Genomic DNA, 17,212 nt, shown 5'->3' with positions numbered 1-17,212 from the left:
CGCGTCTCGTCAGGGATTTGTCGTTGAGTTGTTGCGTTTGGATCGTAAACGTTCCAGATCTCTGACCGCCTTCGTTCCCATCCTTTGCCGACGCTGATGTGGCTCTTTTGAGAGGCCCATCCGCATGACGAGTTCTGCATGATAAGCCTTTTCGATCTGTTCAAAGTCGGCATCGGTCCTTCTTCTTCTCACACGGTCGGGCCTATGCGTGCGGCCCAGCGCTTCATGGTGTCACTGCCCGATCCGGGTCTGGTGGCTCGTATCAAAGTCACGCTCTATGGCTCTCTGGCCTGGACCGCCCAAGGGCATGCAACGGACAAGGCTGTCATTCTTGGGCTGTGCGGTGAACTGCCCCAGACGGTCGATCCTGATGCCGCGGATGAGCTTGTCTCCCGGGTAGGGGCAACCCGTCAGATTCCCTTTCGTGGGGTGTTCATCCCCTTCGATCCGGCACTCGATCTGTTTCTGGACAAGGAGACGGCCCCACCCGTTCACCCAAACACGCTCCAGTTCGAGGCCTTTGATGGCGAAGGCGGCTGCATCGAACGGGCTCGTTTCTGCTCTGTCGGTGGCGGTTTTATCGTACCTGAAGAGGTCACTGAAACGGCAGGATACGCGCAACCCGAAGTGCCGTATCCTTTCAGTAGCGGGGACGCGCTGCTCCGTCAGGCCAAGACGCATCAGCTGAGCATTGCGCAGCTGGTGATGGAAAATGAATGCGCTTTGCGTCCTAGAAGCGAGGTCGAGGCGTATCTCGAAGAGATCATCGCTGTCATGATGGCGTGCATTGCGCGGGGTATCGAGCAGACCGGAATTTTGCCGGGACGCCTCAAGGTGCGCCGCAGAGCGCATGCACTTCTTGGAAAACTCGTGGCGCGCGAACGTGCCAATACGCATTCGGCCCATGGAATCATGGATTGGATCAGCCTGTTTGCGATTGCGGTGAACGAGGAAAATGCCTCTGGGGGCCGTGTGGTAACGGCGCCGACTAACGGCGCTGCAGGCATAATCCCTGCCGTGCTGCGTTACTACCGCGATTACTGTTCTCCCCTTGCGGCCTCTTCGATCAAACAGGGGATGCATGATTTCATGCTGACCGCTTCTGCGATTGGGGGGCTCTTCAAGCTCAACGCTTCGATATCAGGGGCAGAAGTCGGCTGTCAGGGCGAGGTGGGGGTTGCCTCCTCCATGGCTGCTGCCGGCCTGGCGGCAGCGCTCGGAGGTACGCCCGAACAGATTGAGGATGCCGCCGAGATCGGTATGGAACATCATCTGGGAATGACCTGCGATCCGGTGGCCGGTTTGGTGCAGGTACCCTGTATCGAGCGTAATGCCTTTGGCGCGATCAAGGCCATCAATGCGGCATCTCTGGCCCTGAATGGCGATGGGGCTCATATCGTTTCGCTCGATCAGGTTATCCGTACCATGGCCGAGACAGGACGCGATATGAACCATCGCTACAAGGAGACCTCGCTAGGCGGACTGGCCGTCAATCTGCCTGAGTGTTGAGAGAAAATTCGGTCAAGGTCGCCCTTGGACGGTTCAGCGATAGACGACCCCGCCATCTGTCAGGATGGACTGACCGGTGATGTAATCGGAATCCGAACCCGCCAGGAAGGCGACGAGAGCCGCAACATCCTCGGGTGTCTGGGCGCGACCAAGAGAAATGCCATCGACAAATTTCTTGTAGGTCTCGCCCTTTTTTGTACCGGTCAGTTCGGCAAAGCGCTCATCGATTTCGACCCACATATCTGTGCCGACGATGCCGGGGCAGTAGGCATTCACGGTGATGCCCGCGTTCGCATATTCCTTTGACGCCGACTGTGTCAGTGCACGTACGGCAAATTTAGTCGCAGAATAGACACCGATCATCGCCATCCCGTCATGACCGGCGATGGACGAGGCATTGATGATCTTGCCTTTTTGTTTGCGCGCTCTGAACTTGGCCGCCGCTGCCTGAATACCCCACAGCACACCCTGGATGTTGATACGCAGGATGCGGTCAACTTCCTCCGCCAGAACATCGGCTATCGCATTGACCTGCGCGATGCCCGCGTTGTTGATCATGACATCGAAGCCACCCAGCTCGGCCTCCGCATGATCGATCGCGGCATAAACCGCATCGCGCTGACTGACATCGGCCGCGAAAATACAGGCTTTGCGTCCGAGAGCCTCGATTTCCGACTTCACGGCCTCGATCTTGTCGGTCTTGAGATCGACCAAGGCGATGTCGGCGCCGTCCTTCGCCAGACGCAGCGCGATACCGCGACCAATCCCTTGTGCTGCACCGGTGACGAGAACGACTTTTCCGTTCACTGACATGATCTTTCTTTCCTGAAGAGGCTATGGCGTTTTTCGTATTAAACGTCATTAGCCTGATAGATGATCAGTAAACGCAGTAATATCAGAGGAGATTTCTTGATGATCGTCTTGTGATGAGCAAGATTTAGTGTGTCAGAGAGGATCTGGCGTGGCGGTTATCCCGCTTTCTTCCAGCCACGTTCCTGCTGCTGCCAATAGGCCAGCGTATGGCCTTCCTGTTTTACTCTGGTCCAGAGCGTGCGGGCACGTGAGACCGCCTCTGCATCGTTGCCGTCGAACAGGGTAAAGATACGGTCGAACTGCTCAAGACCCTCTTCCTGCCCCCCGTCGAGCAGGAAGAGAAAACGCGCTTCGTTGGGTACGTCATCGCCTTTGGTCAGCCAGATCGGCTGGCGTGGCCCATGCCCCATGCTCTGGCTACCATGCGGAACCCAGAGAGGGGACTTCGCTTTCCAGAGCGCTTCATCGAGCTGTTTGACCTGACTTGCATCCCGACAGCGTATGACGGCGCGCTGCCCGGCATCGAGCGTGCGGCTCAATAATGCGGGCAGCGCGTCTTCGAGTGTCGAGCGTGTCAGATGGTAGAAGCCGATTTCGCTCATCAGGCAGCGCGGTCACTTTGCTCATGACGGCGCACCAGCGCGTCGAGCAGGCGCACACCAAACCCGGTCGCTCCCTTGGGACATTGCGGTGCGGCATCGGAGCGCCAGGCCACGCCTGCGATGTCCAGATGCGCCCAGGGTGTATCGCCGACAAAGCGGGCAAGAAACTGGGCCGCCGTGATCGAACTGCCGGGGCGACCGGTAATGTTCTTCATATCGGCGATATCGGAGCGGAGCTGGCGGTCATAGGCTTTGCCCATTGGCATGCGCCAGAGGGCCTCGCCTGTCTCTTCACCCGCATCGAAAAGAGCGTTGGCCAGCGTATCGTCGGTGCTGAACAGGCCAGCCCGAACATGACCGAGGCTGACGACGATGGCGCCGGTGAGTGTCGCCAGATCGACCATGAGGCGCGGCTGAAACCGCTCTTTGGCATAGGCTAGGACATCGGCGAGGACGAGGCGTCCTTCAGCATCGGTATTGAGCACTTCAATGGTCTTGCCAGCATAGCTGCGCACCACGTCGCCCGGACGTTGGGCGTTACCCGATAGCATGTTCTCCACGAGACCGACCACACCGATGACATGGGTCTTCGCCTTGCGCCGGGCCACGGCTTCAAGCGCTCCTACGACAGCCGCAGCGCCGCCCATATCCGTCTTCATCTCATCCATGCCGGCTGCCGGTTTGATAGAGATGCCGCCTGAATCGAACGTTACGCCTTTACCGATGAAGGCGATCGGCGCTTCTTCGGAACCGCGATAGCGCATGATCGCGACGCGCGCTTCCTGATCACTGCCCTGCGCTACACCGAGGAGAGCCCCAAAGCCCAGCTCGCGCAGGGTGGCAGCATTGAGGATTTCGACCTCGACCCCAAGGTCACGCAGGGTCTCGATACGGCGCGCAAATTCGGGCGGGTTCAGGATATTCGGCGGCTCGCTGACGAGATCACGCGCGCGAAAGACGCCCTGCGCCACGGCCCGGAGGCTTTCCCATTCCTCGCGCAGCGCATCCGGGTTATCGACACCAAGGTGCAGGCGCTGAAGTTGCGGCGCGTTCTCGGCTTCCTCTGTGTGATAGAGGTCGAATCTGTAGCGCCCGATGGTGGCACCAAAAGCGGCATGGGCGGCGAACTCGGCACAGCGCCCCGCAAAGGCGAGGTCAGCATGAGTCGTGTCGTGCACGGCCTTGGCTGCCTGCCCCCCAGCGGCTTCCATGGTCGGAATATCCAGCTCTTCGTCCGGCCCGCAGCCGATCAGCACGATACGCGCCACAGCGGCGCAAGGGGCGAGCAGGACGCAGCTCTGGTCGCGCTGCCCCTTGAAGCGGGAGATGGCAACAGCGCGTCCCAGCGCGCCCCCTGTGGCAGCATCGAGATGCGAAAAGGGGCCATTTGCGTTGTCGAAATCCGGCCCTGTAATCAGAACGAGCGTCTGCTCGGATTCCGGGGCGCCCTTGCCCTGAAGGATTGGAAACGGTGCCTGGATCTGGATGTCGAGCATGGTCTTTCCGGTCTTAAACTGAGAGGTGCGACACTATTGGCGTCGTGCCCGGAGAAGGCAAGGCGCGGTCACGATAACAACGACGTCAAATCGTTTATTAAATTCAAACCACTACGATCGTTGATTAATGAGGGGGAATATGGCCTAATCATCCCTTATTCCCCAAATGCGCATCAAGGCCCTGTCATGTCACTGCTTGCCGATCTGAATCTGCTGTTCATCCTCTCCGGTCTGGGTGTCGGATTTCTGGTTGGTATGACCGGAGTCGGAGGCGGATCCTTGATGACACCGCTTCTGATCCTGCTGTTCAAGGTGCATCCCCAGGCCGCTGTCGGCACAGATCTGCTTTACGCTGCCATTACAAAATCGGTCGGTACGCTGGTTCACGGTCAGCGTGGGGCGGTCGAGTGGCGCGTGGTTCTGCGGATGCTTGCCGGAAGCCTGCCCGCCACTTTGGCATCGCTGCTCTTTCTCCATTGGTATGGCAGCCCGTCCCATGACACGACAAAACTGGTTTCAACGGTTCTCGGCGTTGCCTTGCTGATTACGGCGCCCAGCGTGTTCTTCCGCAAGGAATTGCAGGCCTGGTCGCATCGTAACGCAGGCGAATTGTCTACCCGCAGCGCAGCCATTCTGACGGTCGTTCTCGGTGCGGCGCTGGGCGTGATGGTCACGCTGTCTTCTGTCGGTGCTGGGGCCATCGGCATGACTGTGCTCATCCTGCTCTACCCGTCACTCAGCACGGCCCGTCTCGTGGGGTCAGATATTGCTCATGCTGTGCCCCTGACTCTGATCGCAGGCATGGGGCATTGGTGGCTTGGCGCGGTGAAAGTCCCGATGCTCGTCTCACTGCTCTGCGGATCCATACCGGGTATTGTGCTGGGGAGCCTCTGCGTCGGTCTCGTGAATGAGCGTGTGCAGCGCACGGTGCTCGCGCTGGTGCTGTTTATCGTGGGCTGGCGTCTGATCTGAAGAAAGGCTCATGAGGGAGACGGGATCCTTACGATCTCAGGAATTCTCAGTCACTTCATGGCAGGCGATCCATTCAGAATGCCCGTCTGCGTAGCGTTCTCGCTTCCAGATAGGTACGCGTTTCTTGATTTCGTCGATCACGAAGCGGCAGGCCGTGAAGGCCGCATCGCGGTGGGCGGCTGACACGCCAATCCAGACGGCCATGTCACCGATTACCAGCGAGCCTGTGCGATGGATGCACGAAGCCGCAACGATATCGAAACGGGCCTCCGCTTCCCTCAGCACCGCAAGAGCCTCTGTCTCGGCAAGAGCCGGGTAAGCCTGATAATCGAGCCCGAGGACGGCTTGTCCGTCGCTGTGATTGCGGACCCAACCTTCGAAACTGCAATAGCCGCCGGCTTCGTCGCGCCGTAGATCGGCGCTGAATGATGTGGGATCAATCGGCGTTTCTGTCAGAAGAAAAGCGCTCATCCGCCGGATACCGGAGGAATGAAGACAACATGATCGCCATCTCTGGGCGACTGGTCCCACGGGGCGAAAGCAGCATTAACGGCGACACGCAGCCGGGTGGCGGGCAGACTGAAGCCGTGTCGCTGCGAGAGTTCGTCATAAAGAGCGCTCAGGCTTGGCGCAGTGCTCTCGATCTGCTCTTGCGCGCATCCGGCTTCATCGCGAAGAGAAGCAAAATACTCCAGAGTGAGGCGAGGCATCTCAGGGCGTGCCAGCATCATGAGTATCGTGCCCGAAATCGCGCTTGCCGCCGGTTTTTCCCATCAGCCGAACATCGTGGATGACCATGTCGTGGCTGAGTGCCTTGCACATATCGTAAAGCGTCAGTGCCGCGACGGTGGCACCGGTCAGGGCCTCCATCTCGACCCCAGTCTTGCCTTCGCATTTAACGCGGCAATCGATAATGGCGTCACAATCCTCGATCGTGATCTCTACCTTGCATCCTGTAAGAGAAAGGGGATGGCAGAGCGGGATCAGCTGTGCGGTCGCCTTGGTGCCCATGATACCTGCAATCTGTGCCACGGTCAGGACCGCGCCCTTGCTCGTCATATATCCGGCATCGGCCAGTGTTTGAGCGACTTCGGGAGGGAAACGCAGTTTTGCTCGGGCATGGGCCTCGCGGCGCGTGACGCTCTTGTCACCGATCTCGACCATACGGGGGCGCTGCCCGCTTTCATCTACATGGGTCAGCGACGCCATTTCAGCCTCCGATATAATACATCTCGATGCGATCTCCCGAGGCGCGTTGCGGCTCGGGGTTTCTCTTTTCACTATAACGATCCCCGCGCCCTTGCCAGATGTGACGCAATTGCCTGTCGAGTGCCTGATCATCCGGATCGGCAAGAGCCGGGCGCAGATCGGTGCCCTCATCCGCGAAAAGACAGGTGTAGAGCTGTCCGTCAGAAGACAGGCGCGCGCGCGAGCAATCACCGCAAAACGGGGCTGTCACAGACGAGATAAAGCCGATTTCACCTGCGCCATCGGTAAAGCGATAGCGCTGTGCCACTTCGCCGCGATAATGCGGTGCCACGGGTTCGACCGGCCAGCGCGCGGCGATGCGCTCCAGAACCGATGCCGAAGGAACAACGGCGCTTTCGGACCAGTGATTGCGCGTGCCGACATCCATATATTCGATGAACCGCAGTATGATGCCCGAATGGCGAAACCGCTCGACGAGAGGCAGGATATCTTTCTCATTGACGCCGCGCTGAAGCACTGTGTTGACCTTGATGCCGCCCGGAAAACCGCGTCGGGCCGCAGCGTCGATAGCGCTCAGCACGGTGCTGAGGACGTCACGGCCCCCGCTCATTTGGCTGAAAATAACAGGATCGAGACTGTCTAGGCTGATCGTCAGGCGCGAGAGGCCAGCCTCATGGAGGGCGTCGAGATGGCGCCCCAAAAGTACGCCATTGGTCGTGAGCGCGACATCGTCGATCCCCGGCAGGGAGGTGAGTTGTTGCACCAGTGTGGAAAGATTGGGTCTGAGAAGAGGCTCACCCCCCGTCAGACGAAGTTTACTGACACCGAGACCTGCTGAAAGCCGCGCGATGCGAATGATCGCATCGAAATCAAGGCGTTGAGACGGGGCGAGAAAGGCAAAATCGTCATGAAAGACCGATTGCGGCATGCAATAGGGGCATCGGAAGTTGCACCGGTCCATGACCGAAATACGCAAATCATGCCAGGGCCGGGCGAGGCGATCCCGGGGCGCGTCAGGAAGAGACGTTTCACCACTCATAAAAAGGCACGACGCTTCCGGGAGGTAGAGGCGTTTCACCCGGTGCGAGCTCGACGAGACCATGGGTGACGCCAAGACGATTGAAATCGCCCGATGTCGGCATCGGGTGCGGCTGAGCACGGGCGGCGCCGTTCTCGTCATGAATCAGACGGACCGGGACGAAACGGGTCATGGTCGGGAGCGGCGTCAGCGATGCGTCGAGCAATACACGAAGGGGGGCCACAGAAAGCCCCTGAGCCGCCAGCAAAGCGGGCACGACATGTCGGCTGCAACAGGCGAGTGCGGAAACGGGATTGCCGGGCAGCGCGAAAACAGGCTGGCCTTTGGCGGAAAGGCCAAACCAGAACGGTTTGCCGGGGCGCTGCGCCACCTTGTAGAACACGGTTTTGACACCGAGGGCGGTCAGCGCCTTGGGTACGAAGTCGAATTGCCCCATCGAAACGCCCCCGCTCAGAACCAGCACGTCATGCTGATCGAGCAATGTGGCAAGGCTCTCGGTCATGCGTGGCAGGTCGTCGGGTAACAGGCACAAAGCCTGCCGCGTGAACCCCTTGCGGGACAGGGAGGCGGAGATTGCATAGTCGTTCGAACGACGGATCTGCCATGCTTCTACAGGAGCATCGGGCGCGACCAGCTCGTCCCCTGTCGAAATGATGGCGATCGAAGGAATAGTCGTGACGCTCGGATGTGAGACACCATTGGCGGCCAGAATGGCCATCTCGGGCGAGGTGAGTCTGATGCCTGCTTGCAGGAGGATGGCTCCAGCTTCGCAATCCGCGCCTCTGGGGTGGATGTGCTGTCCTTTTGACGGAAGGCAGCCCTCTCGGAGCGTCACCTGATCCCCTGCGATCTTGAAGTGCTCGCGCGGAATGACGGTATCTGTGCCGAAGGGGAGGACCGAGCCCGTCATGACAGCGATGGCCGAGGCCGTTCCGTTTGAGACAGGCGCGTCCGGCAGCGTTATGGGCGGGTGGCCAGCCGGCTGGGTGCCGCAAAGCGTGAATGCCGAGAGGTTCGGCTGCCACCTGACAGCGATTCCGTCGAGGATGACGCGGTCATAGGGGGGAAGCGCGCGCTCCGCCTTCACGCTCTGATGAAGGATGCGCCCGGCAGCCTGCTCAAGCGGGACGGTTTCCTGACCGAAGGGTGCGACGGAATCCCTGACGAGGCTGTCGGCAATTTCTACTGTCAGCAGATCGAACATAGACGCTCCCTTACCATAGGTGATGTTTTCCCAAGAAGCGGCATGAAGCGCAAACCCTATCATGAGCTGATCGACTGGCCTCTTCCATATCTGGGGCGCGACGCAAGCGTGTCCATGAACCGGAAGGGGAGAGAGAGCTGGTTTGGCCTTTTCGATGTCGAAAAGAATCGAGAGGGGAAAACCTCAAAGTGTCACGCAACTGCGGAACCCTGTGAGGGTTGAGCCTCAAGGGTTTGCGAACAGTTCGTGAAAGACGAGACATTCTCTGAAACAGATGATTGATGGCCCCAAACAGCTATGCTAGTTCGTGACCGAACCGAACGGTCATTTTCAGATCGGCCGATAGAACTCGGGTCTTCAGACCCAAAAACCGAGTTGTCCCTCAGGAGAGGGCACAACGCCGAGAGGATGCACATGGCGCAGGGCGACGAGCAGGATAATCGTGCATCGCAGGGCGATGACGAGCAGAAGAACGATCAGGGTAAGCAGAACGGGGGCAAGAAGCGCAGCCCGGTCAAGATAGCGATCCTGATTCTGGTCGTTGCCGTCATTGCGGTTGTCTGGCTGGGATACTGGCTTTTGACCCGCAACCAGATCGAAACCGATGATGCCTTTACGGCAGGTCGCAAGCTTTCGGTCGCGCCTCACGTCAATGGTTATGTCACGCAGCTTCTGGTGAACGATAACCAATTCGTTCATGCGGGCCAGATTCTGGTCAAGATCGACGATCGTGACTATCTCGCTTCGCTGCACAAGGCTGAGGCCAGCATCGCGCAGGCTCAGGCCAATTTTGCAGCGGCAACGCAGATGGTTCTGGTCGCTAAGCAGAACTTTCCGGGCCGTCTGATTTCGGCAAAGGGCGCATTGTCTTCTGCTCAGGCGCAGCTCTTCAAGGCCGAGACCGATTATCGCCGTCAGCATAGCGTGTCGCGCGCAGCGAGACTCAGCAGGACATCGATTATTCAAAGGCTGCGCTGGATCAGGCACGTGCTGAAGTCATGCGCGCTGAGGGTGAATTGCAGCAATCCACCCCTGTGCAGGCGAATATCGATAATCAGGAATCGTCCATGCAGCAGCAGAAAGCGGCTCTCAAGGCTGCAGAAGCTGATCTCGTGCAGGCGCAGCTCAACCTTGGCTGGACAGAACTGCGGGCGCCCCATGATGGCTGGATTTCGCAGCGTAATGTCGAGCAGGGCGATTTCGTGCAGACTGGGCAGAAGCTGTTCTCAATCGTCGAGCCTGAAGTCTGGGTGGTTGCCAATTTCAAGGAAACGCAGATCGCCAAAATGCGTGCCGGTCAGAAGGCCGAGATCGAGGTCGACTCCTACCCGAACCTCAAGCTTCATGGTCATGTCGACTCGATTCAGCTCGGTGCAGGCTCGGCGTTCAGCGCCTTCCCGCCTGAAAATGCGACCGGCAATTTCGTGAAGATCGTCCAGCGTGTTCCGGTCAAGATCCTGATCGATAGCGGTCTCGACCCGAACGTGCCGCTGCCGCTTGGTGTTTCTGTCGTTCCGACGGTGACTGTCCCATGAGCGACGCGTCCAGCGACAAAGCCGACCATTCCAGCTGGAAGCCGAAAGCAAACCCCTGGCTGATTGCAGTTGTGGTGACGCTGGGCGCTTTCATGGAGGTGCTCGACACCACCATCATCAATGTGGCGTTGCCCCATATCGCGGGCGCGCTTGGCAGTTCCTACGACGATGCGACCTGGGCATTGACCGCCTATTTGGTCGCCAACGGTATCGTGCTGACGATCTCGGCATGGTTCGGCAAGCTGCTCGGGCGCAAGCGCTACTTTCTGATCTGTATTGCCATGTTCACGGTGTCGTCCTTTCTGTGTGGATTGTCGACGAGCCTGCCGATGCTGATCATCTTTCGTCTGATGCAGGGTCTGTTCGGCGGCGGATTGCAGCCGAACCAGCAATCCATCATCCTCGATACGTTTCCGCCCGAAAAACGCGGTGCCGCATTCGGTCTGACGGCTCTGGCCACCATCGTTGCACCTATTCTCGGTCCGCTTCTGGGTGGCTATCTCGTCGATAATTTCTCGTGGCGCTGGATTTTCTACGTCAACGTACCGTTCGGTCTTTTGACGCTGGTGGGCGTGTCGGCCTTGGTCGAGGATCCACCGTGGGAGAAGCAGAAACGCGAGAAGATCGACGTCATCGGCATCTGCCTGATCACGCTCGGCCTTGGCTGTCTTGAGATCATGGCCGATCGCGGTGAAGACGATGACTGGTTCGGGTCGCCCTTCATCATCACCATGGCCGTGCTCGGTGCCGTTGGTGTGATTGGCGCGATCATCTGGTTGCTGCGCGCCAAGAACCCGCTTTTGAATCTTGCCATTTTCAAAGATCGCAACTTTGCCGTGAGCACGTTTCTGATGGCCATGGTCGGGGCGCTTCTCTACTCGTCCGCGATTATCGTCCTCAATTCGCACAGCAGGTTCTTGGCTATACGGCGACCATATCGGGTCAGGTGCTGGCGCCGGGTGGCGCGGTGATCATCTGTCTCATCCCCATCGTCGGAAAACTGATGGGCGTCGTGCAGGTGCGCTATCTGATCGCCTGTGGCTTCTTCATCATGGGGCTTGCGCTCTTCTATTCGGCGCAGCTCGTTCCGACGACGAGCTATGCCGAGCTTGTGCGATACCGTGTCTTTCAGACATCGGCGCTCGCGTTCCTCTTCGTGCCGCTTTCGACCATTGCCTATTCGACCTTGCCCAAGGAGTTGAATTCGGATGCGTCGGCAATGTTCAGCATGTCGCGCAATTATATCGGCTCGTTGGCCATCTCACTCGCGACGGCCGCTGTGACCGAAACCAAGCAGGTGCGGCAAAGCCTGATGGCGCATTGGTCTTCCGATTATAATGCCAATGGGCAGGACTATCTGAACACAGTGCAAAAGGTGGCCGTGGATGCAGGCTTGCCGTCGCCTGCGGCCCATCAGTTTGCTGTCCATAGTTACTATCAGAGCTTCATGCAGCAGGTATCCATGGTGGCGTACAACCAGACCTTCATGGTGATCGGCATCATGGCGTTCTGTGTCGTTCCCTTCTGCTTCCTGCTGTCTCCGATGGCTAAAAAAGGCCCGGCCGGAGGTGCCCATTAATGACGATTTTCTTGACCTTCTGGAGCCACGCCTTGAAGACAGGCCGTTCCCCGCGCACGCTCATGATGAGTGGCGCCTCTTTTGCCATGGCTCTGACCCTGCCCGGGTGCGTCGGGCCGAAATACCACAAGCCCGATCTGTGGTCGCCCAGCCAGTATGATATGCATGCGCACTCTGGCCAGGCAGGCAGTCAGACGAGCGCCGATGCGCCCGATCCGACCTGGTGGAAGATCTTCAACGACCCCACCCTGACCTCGCTCGAGACCCGGTTGGCAACGCAGAACCTCGATATCCAGCGGGCAACGGCACAGCTGGCGCAAAGCCGTGCGCAGCTGATGATGGCGGGCGCAGAGCGCTTTCCGGGCTTGTCGGCCAGCGGTTCCTATACGCGCTCGCAATACAGCTCGAAGATGATCCAGCGCATCATCTCCAGTGTCGGGAAAAGCAGTAACGGGGCTCTGACGCAGGAGCGCGCGACCCTGCTGGATCAGAGTTCGGGTGACGCCACGGTTCCTTTGCTGAACCAGTGGAAATATTCGATCGACGCTCAGTATGAGGTCGATCTCTGGGGGCGTGTTGCCCGACAGTATGAGGCAGCCAAGGCTGATCTGCAGGCAACGGATGAAGAACGCCGGGGCATCCTGATCGCGCAGCAGGCCGACATGGCCAATGACTACCTGACCCTTCGTGGGCTTCAGGAGCAGCTGCGTATCACCACGGCTAATCGTGACACGCAGGCCAGAACGCTTGCGCTGGCGAAAGAGCGTCAGAAAACAGGGTTCGTCACCGAACTCGACGTGACAAGCGCCGAAGCTCAGCTTGATTCCACGACGGCCCAGATCGCCCAGCTCGAGCAGCGCGTTGAACAGCAGATCAATGCGATCAGCCTTTTGCTGGGATCGCCTCCGGGCACGCTCAATGACGAGCTGACACGGACGGCGGGGATTCCTGTCGTGCCTCCTCGCGTCCCTGTCGGCGTGCCGTCCGAGCTGGCACAGCGCCGTCCTGATATTCGTCAGGCCGAGGCGCAGCTTCATGCGGCTGTTGCCAATGTTGCTGAAGCAGAGGCCGAGTTTTATCCCAAAATCACGATCAACGCCGATTTCGGTCTGCAATCGCTGTCGTTCCGTGATCTTGGGTTCTGGAACGCGCGTGCGTGGAATATCGGCCCCTCCATTTCACTGCCAATCTTTCAGGGCGGGCGTCTGCGTGGGCAGCTGATGCTGAACCGCTATGCCGAAAAAGCGGCTGCGATCACCTATCGCCAGACGGTGCTTGGGGCGTGGCGTGATGTCGATAACGCCCTCATCGCCTATCGTGACGAGCAACGGCGACGCGACGGTCTGCAGGGAGCAGTTGACGCGGGTCAGCGCGCTCTGAAGCTGGCGCAGGAGCAGTACCGTAGCGGTCTGACTACCTATCTGAACGTTCTCTCGGCGCAGCGCGATCTGCTGTCGGCCCAGCTTCAGCTGGCAGACAGCACGACGACCATCGCCAGCAATATGGCCCGTTTGTACAATGCTCTGGGCGGGGGCTGGGAGACGCAGTTTCCGCAAGACAAGCCTGTAGATTCAATTGTCAGACAGGCTGGGGATGACAAATCTCACCACGCCTGATCACGTAATTGTTTGAGGCGTGGAAAATAATCGGATGATCTATCCGGTTCGTTAAGCTTTTCCCTCTTGCTCGCTGAGTAAGAGGGAGGAGCATCATGTCAACGGCTACTAATCAGCTTCGTGGCGTATTCCAGAAGTCGGACGATCTCCTGCCCTGCAAGCTGGTTATTTTCGGGGCAGGCGGCGACCTGACCCGACGACTTCTTCTTCCCTCTCTTTATGATCTTGCGATGGCGGGATCTCTGCCGTCTGATTTTCAGATCATGGCGGTCGATCGCGCTGAGCAGTCGGGAGAGGAATGGGCAGAAAAACTCTTCACACTTGCCGAGCAGGACGCCAAGGATCCGTCGGCGGAGTTCTCCTGCCCCCAGCTCGATCGGAGCGTCTGGGAGCGGGTCACTGCGAAGGCGCATTATCTTTCCGGCGATTTTACCCAGCCAGATCTCTACAACACACTGCGTGAGGCGCTGGGCGCCGGAAACGTTATCTTCTACTTTGCTGTTGCCTCGCGGTTTTTTGCCCGCATCGCGACGGGGCTGGGGCAGGCGGGGCTTCTGAAAGAGGGGCGAGGCTACCGACGCATCGTCATCGAAAAACCCTTCGGTCATGATTTTGCTTCGGCGCGCGAGCTCGATGCTGTGATGCGGGGACAGGCGACGGAAAACCAGATTTACCGGATCGATCATTTTCTGGGTAAGGAAGCCAATCAGGGTATCATGATCGCCCGGTTTTCGAATGTACTGTTCGACCAATCTGGCGGCGGGAATATATCGATCATGTCCAGATCACCGTCGCCGAGACGATCGGCGTCGAAAAGCGCGGGTCCTTCTATGAGCAGACGGGCGCTCTTCGCGACATGGTCCCTAATCATCTTTTTACGCTCTTAAGCCTGATTGCGATGGAGCCGCCTGCGTCTCTCGCAGCCGAGGCCGTGCGTCAGGAAAAGACGCGTCTCCTTCAGGCGATACGCCCGCTGAAAGTCGAGGACTATGTGCCCGGACAGTATGGGGCAGGAAAGATCGCAGGGGCCGCCGTGCCGTCCTACCGCAATGCGCCCGGTGTGGCCCCAGACAGCCAGACAGAAACCTATGCCGCCATGAAGCTGCACATCGATAACTGGCGGTGGGGCGGGGTGCCATTTTATCTGCGTACCGGCAAGCGCCTGTCAGCACGGCGAAGCGAGATCAATGTGGTCTTCAAAAAGCCGCCTTACGCTCTGTTCAATCAGGATATGGATGATCCGCGCATCGGCAATGTCATTCGTTTTTTGCTCGATCCTGTGCGGGGCGTTGCGATCAATTTCGATGCCAAACAACCGGGGCTCGAAGAGATTATTGCGCCGGTCCAGAGCCGGTTTCTCTACGACGACTTTTTCGAAAAGACACCCAATGTCGGCTATGAAGCCCTGCTGCATGACTGCATGAGCGGTAACCAGATGCTGTTTCAGAGCGCAGAGACGATCGAGGCAGCATGGGCGGCAGTCGATCCGATCGTGGCGCCTGCGCAGGAGCCCTTTCTCTACGAGGCCGGAACGGACGGACCGGATCAGGCAGCGGCGCTGCTTGAGCGTGACGGCCGACGCTGGCTTCCCGTGACTTAACACTCTGGGCACAGAATTTTGTGCCGGGTTTCAGCATGTCGCTTCACCAGGCACGAGCCCATTTTTCTCTAACCGACGCCCGTCGAAAGGGCATGGTTGAAAGAACTGATGATGAACATGGCGATCGAAAATCACGCTGTCATTGGCGATCTGAGAACAACGGCACTTGTCGCGCTCAACGGATCGATCGATTTCATGTGCTGGCCGCGCTTCGACAGTCCAAGCGTTTTTGCGTCTCTGCTCGAGCCGGAGGCCGGTAGCTTTGCTCTGGCGCCGGTGCTCGCAGGAGGAACGTTTCGTCAGTTCTATGTGCCTGATACCAATGTTCTGCTGACGCGCGTCCTCTCGACCGAGGGTGTCAGCGAAATTTCGGATTTCATGACGCTTGGTGCTGATTATCCCGAGCAGCGTGTCATCCGTCGCGTCAAGGCCGTGCGTGCTCCATCAAGTTCCGGCTGCATTGTGCACCCCGCTTCGATTACGCACGGGTAGGCCATAAAGCGCGCGCACTCAGTGATCGGGTCATTCTGTTCGAGCCGGACCGCGACGATCTGCCGAAACTCCGGATCAGCTCGACGATCCCCATTGAGATTAGCGAGGGCGATGCGTGTGCGGAATTTGTGTTGGACTTCAACCAGACCGCCATTTTCATGCTCGATAGTCTGACCGGCGATGAAAATCTCTGCACTGAAGATCACTGGACCTCGAACGCCTTCAAGGCGACGGCCAATTACTGGATCGATTGGGTTGCCCGGGCCGATTATCACGGGCGCTGGCACGAGCAAATCACGCGTTCGACTCTGGCCCTCAAATTGCTGACATCGGCAGAGCACGGGTCGATGGTCGCCGCGGCGACGTTCGGTTTGCCTGAGGACCCCGGCGGCGAGCGGAACTGGGATTACCGCTATTGCTGGATCCGCGACTCATCTTTCATGGTCTACGCGTTCATGAAAACGGGTCACACGGAAGAAGCGACAGCCTTCATTCGCTGGCTGCACCAGCGTCGTCTCGATGCACAGCCGGATGAAGCGCGCCTGAAGGTGATGTATGCGATCGATGGCAAGGATTTCGTTCCCGAAACAGAGCTGACCCGTTTTCGCGGCTTTCGGGACTCACGTCCCGTTCGTATTGGCAATGGTGCCGAGGATCAGCTTCAGCTCGATATCATCGGCGAAATGATGGACGCCGTTTATCATGCAGACCGTCATTGCGAGCGCCTGAGCTGGAAGGCGTGGGAGTCGATTGCCGAGGGTATCGACTGGCTCTGTCTTAACTGGAATCAGCCGGATGAAAGTATCTGGGAAGTCCGCGGCGGCAAGAAGCATTTTCTGTTCTCCCGCATCATGTGCTGGGTCGCTCTGGATCGTGCCATCCGCCTGTCTGAGGAGCGCGGTTTTCCGGGACGCATTGCCGTCTGGGTGCGGGAGCGAAATGCCATCTACATGGATGTGCAGAATAACTTCTGGAACGAGGATCTGCAGTATTTTGTCCAGTACAAGGGGGGTACGGCAATCGATGCCTCATGTCTCCTCATGCCTCTGATGGGCTTCATCGGCGATCAGGATCCACGCTGGGTCGCTACCCTCAAGGCGGTTGGCGAGCAACTGGTCGATGACAGCCATGTTTTCCGTTATCGCGTGGCCGAAGGCGATAATGATGATGGTCTTTCCGGGAGTGAAGGCACCTTTACCATGTGCTCTTTCTGGTACATCGAGTGTCTTGCGCGTTCAGGCGATGTGATGATGGCCCGCTTCTTGTTCGACAAGACCCTGTCTTATGCCAATCATGTGGGCCTCTTTTCAGAAGAAATTGGTCCGACCGGCGAACATCTGGGCAATTTCCCGCAAGCCTTTACTCATCTCGCGCTAATCAGGGCAGGACAATACCTCGATCAGGCCCTGTCTCATGAAGGATTGCGAAGTTGATAATAAATATCAACAAGTCTTCGGGATGAAGTTTTTCGTTACGGCATTGAGTTGATAATAGATATCAACAAAAAGAGGACTGAAACTATACTAATAATCACGGGTTCGTGTGC

Annotated in this window: 15 protein-coding genes and 2 pseudogenes; 9 read left to right on the top strand and 8 right to left on the bottom strand. The window is 58.3% G+C overall.

The genetic code is table 11. The features are described 5' to 3' along the window. Window positions 1–138: 138 nt before the first annotated feature. On the top strand, window positions 139–1,509 hold the full coding sequence (locus JCM15831_RS11765) for an L-serine ammonia-lyase (RefSeq protein WP_025824414.1): 1,371 nt from the start codon (window positions 139–141) through the stop codon (window positions 1,507–1,509). Between the two features lie 33 nt (window positions 1,510–1,542). Here the strand turns inward: JCM15831_RS11765 and JCM15831_RS11760 are convergent, their stop codons facing one another. The 3 genes from JCM15831_RS11760 to JCM15831_RS11750 form a co-directional block, all read right to left on the bottom strand. Continuing rightward, the gene (locus tag JCM15831_RS11760; protein ID WP_035774416.1) at window positions 1,543–2,322 is read right to left on the bottom strand and encodes an acetoin reductase; all 780 of its coding nucleotides are present in this window, start codon (window positions 2,320–2,322) and stop codon (window positions 1,543–1,545) included. 155 nt (window positions 2,323–2,477) lie between these two features. Next, the gene (locus JCM15831_RS11755; protein ID WP_025824412.1) at window positions 2,478–2,924 is read right to left on the bottom strand and encodes a DNA polymerase III subunit chi; all 447 of its coding nucleotides are present in this window, start codon (window positions 2,922–2,924) and stop codon (window positions 2,478–2,480) included. Continuing rightward, entirely contained in the window at window positions 2,924–4,420 is a 1,497-nt protein-coding gene (locus tag JCM15831_RS11750) for a leucyl aminopeptidase (RefSeq protein ID WP_025824411.1), read from the bottom strand. The genes JCM15831_RS11755 and JCM15831_RS11750 overlap by 1 nt, the downstream gene beginning before the upstream one ends. 186 nt (window positions 4,421–4,606) lie before the next feature. On the opposite strand from JCM15831_RS11750, the gene JCM15831_RS11745 reads away from it, so the two are divergent. Further along, complete coding sequence (locus JCM15831_RS11745) at window positions 4,607–5,392, top strand: sulfite exporter TauE/SafE family protein (protein ID WP_025824410.1); 786 nt, start codon at window positions 4,607–4,609, stop codon at window positions 5,390–5,392. A gap of 36 nt (window positions 5,393–5,428) precedes the next feature. Here the strand turns inward: JCM15831_RS11745 and JCM15831_RS11740 are convergent, their stop codons facing one another. Genes JCM15831_RS11740 through JCM15831_RS11720 form a run of 5 tightly spaced genes read right to left on the bottom strand, consistent with a single transcriptional unit; the run spans window position 5,429 to window position 8,907 of the window. Next, a complete protein-coding gene (locus tag JCM15831_RS11740; protein WP_025824409.1) occupies window positions 5,429–5,863 on the bottom strand; it encodes a molybdenum cofactor biosynthesis protein MoaE in 435 nt (144 codons plus the stop codon). Continuing rightward, window positions 5,860–6,123 carry a MoaD/ThiS family protein gene (locus JCM15831_RS11735; RefSeq protein WP_232228164.1) on the bottom strand — a complete coding sequence of 88 codons (264 nt, stop codon included), beginning with the start codon at window positions 6,121–6,123 and terminating at the stop codon, window positions 5,860–5,862. The genes JCM15831_RS11740 and JCM15831_RS11735 overlap by 4 nt, the downstream gene beginning before the upstream one ends. Continuing rightward, on the bottom strand, window positions 6,104–6,601 hold the full coding sequence (gene moaC, locus JCM15831_RS11730) for a cyclic pyranopterin monophosphate synthase MoaC (RefSeq protein ID WP_025824407.1): 498 nt from the start codon (window positions 6,599–6,601) through the stop codon (window positions 6,104–6,106). The genes JCM15831_RS11735 and moaC overlap by 20 nt, the downstream gene beginning before the upstream one ends. A gap of 1 nt (window position 6,602) precedes the next feature. After that, window positions 6,603–7,640, bottom strand: coding sequence for a GTP 3',8-cyclase MoaA (gene moaA, locus JCM15831_RS11725; RefSeq protein WP_025824406.1), 1,038 nt, complete (start codon window positions 7,638–7,640; stop codon window positions 6,603–6,605). Continuing rightward, a complete protein-coding gene (locus JCM15831_RS11720; protein ID WP_232228163.1) occupies window positions 7,630–8,907 on the bottom strand; it encodes a molybdopterin molybdotransferase MoeA in 1,278 nt (425 codons plus the stop codon). Before JCM15831_RS11720 ends, moaA begins: the two co-directional genes overlap by 11 nt. A 351-nt stretch (window positions 8,908–9,258) precedes the next feature. Here JCM15831_RS11720 and JCM15831_RS18695 point away from each other — a divergent pair. From JCM15831_RS18695 to JCM15831_RS18680, 7 genes and pseudogenes are all read left to right on the top strand, one after another. After that, window positions 9,259–10,379, top strand: a pseudogene (locus JCM15831_RS18695) (HlyD family secretion protein). Next, window positions 10,376–11,958: pseudogene (locus JCM15831_RS18690) on the top strand (DHA2 family efflux MFS transporter permease subunit). Before JCM15831_RS18695 ends, JCM15831_RS18690 begins: the two co-directional pseudogenes overlap by 4 nt. Further along, on the top strand, window positions 11,958–13,574 hold the full coding sequence (locus JCM15831_RS11705) for an efflux transporter outer membrane subunit (RefSeq protein ID WP_198024315.1): 1,617 nt from the start codon (window positions 11,958–11,960) through the stop codon (window positions 13,572–13,574). The pseudogene JCM15831_RS18690 and the gene JCM15831_RS11705 overlap by 1 nt, the downstream one beginning before the upstream one ends. Window positions 13,575–13,669: 95 nt before the next feature. Further along, complete coding sequence (locus JCM15831_RS22895; RefSeq protein WP_232228162.1) at window positions 13,670–14,461, top strand: glucose-6-phosphate dehydrogenase (NADP(+)); 792 nt, start codon at window positions 13,670–13,672, stop codon at window positions 14,459–14,461. After that, window positions 14,344–15,174, top strand: coding sequence for a glucose-6-phosphate dehydrogenase (NADP(+)) (locus JCM15831_RS22890; protein WP_306301849.1), 831 nt, complete (start codon window positions 14,344–14,346; stop codon window positions 15,172–15,174). The genes JCM15831_RS22895 and JCM15831_RS22890 overlap by 118 nt, the downstream gene beginning before the upstream one ends. A gap of 96 nt (window positions 15,175–15,270) precedes the next feature. Then, the gene (locus JCM15831_RS21965; protein ID WP_269530454.1) at window positions 15,271–15,666 is read left to right on the top strand and encodes a trehalase-like domain-containing protein; all 396 of its coding nucleotides are present in this window, start codon (window positions 15,271–15,273) and stop codon (window positions 15,664–15,666) included. A gap of 131 nt (window positions 15,667–15,797) precedes the next feature. Then, on the top strand, window positions 15,798–17,099 hold the full coding sequence (locus tag JCM15831_RS18680) for a glycoside hydrolase family 15 protein (protein ID WP_198024313.1): 1,302 nt from the start codon (window positions 15,798–15,800) through the stop codon (window positions 17,097–17,099). Window positions 17,100–17,212: the final 113 nt, after the last annotated feature.

The organism is Asaia astilbis JCM 15831, from assembly GCF_000613845.1.
GTDB lineage: Bacteria > Pseudomonadota > Alphaproteobacteria > Acetobacterales > Acetobacteraceae > Asaia > Asaia astilbis.
The sequence above is the reverse complement of the archived record's forward strand: the minus strand, read 5'-3'. Positions and strand labels throughout refer to the sequence as shown.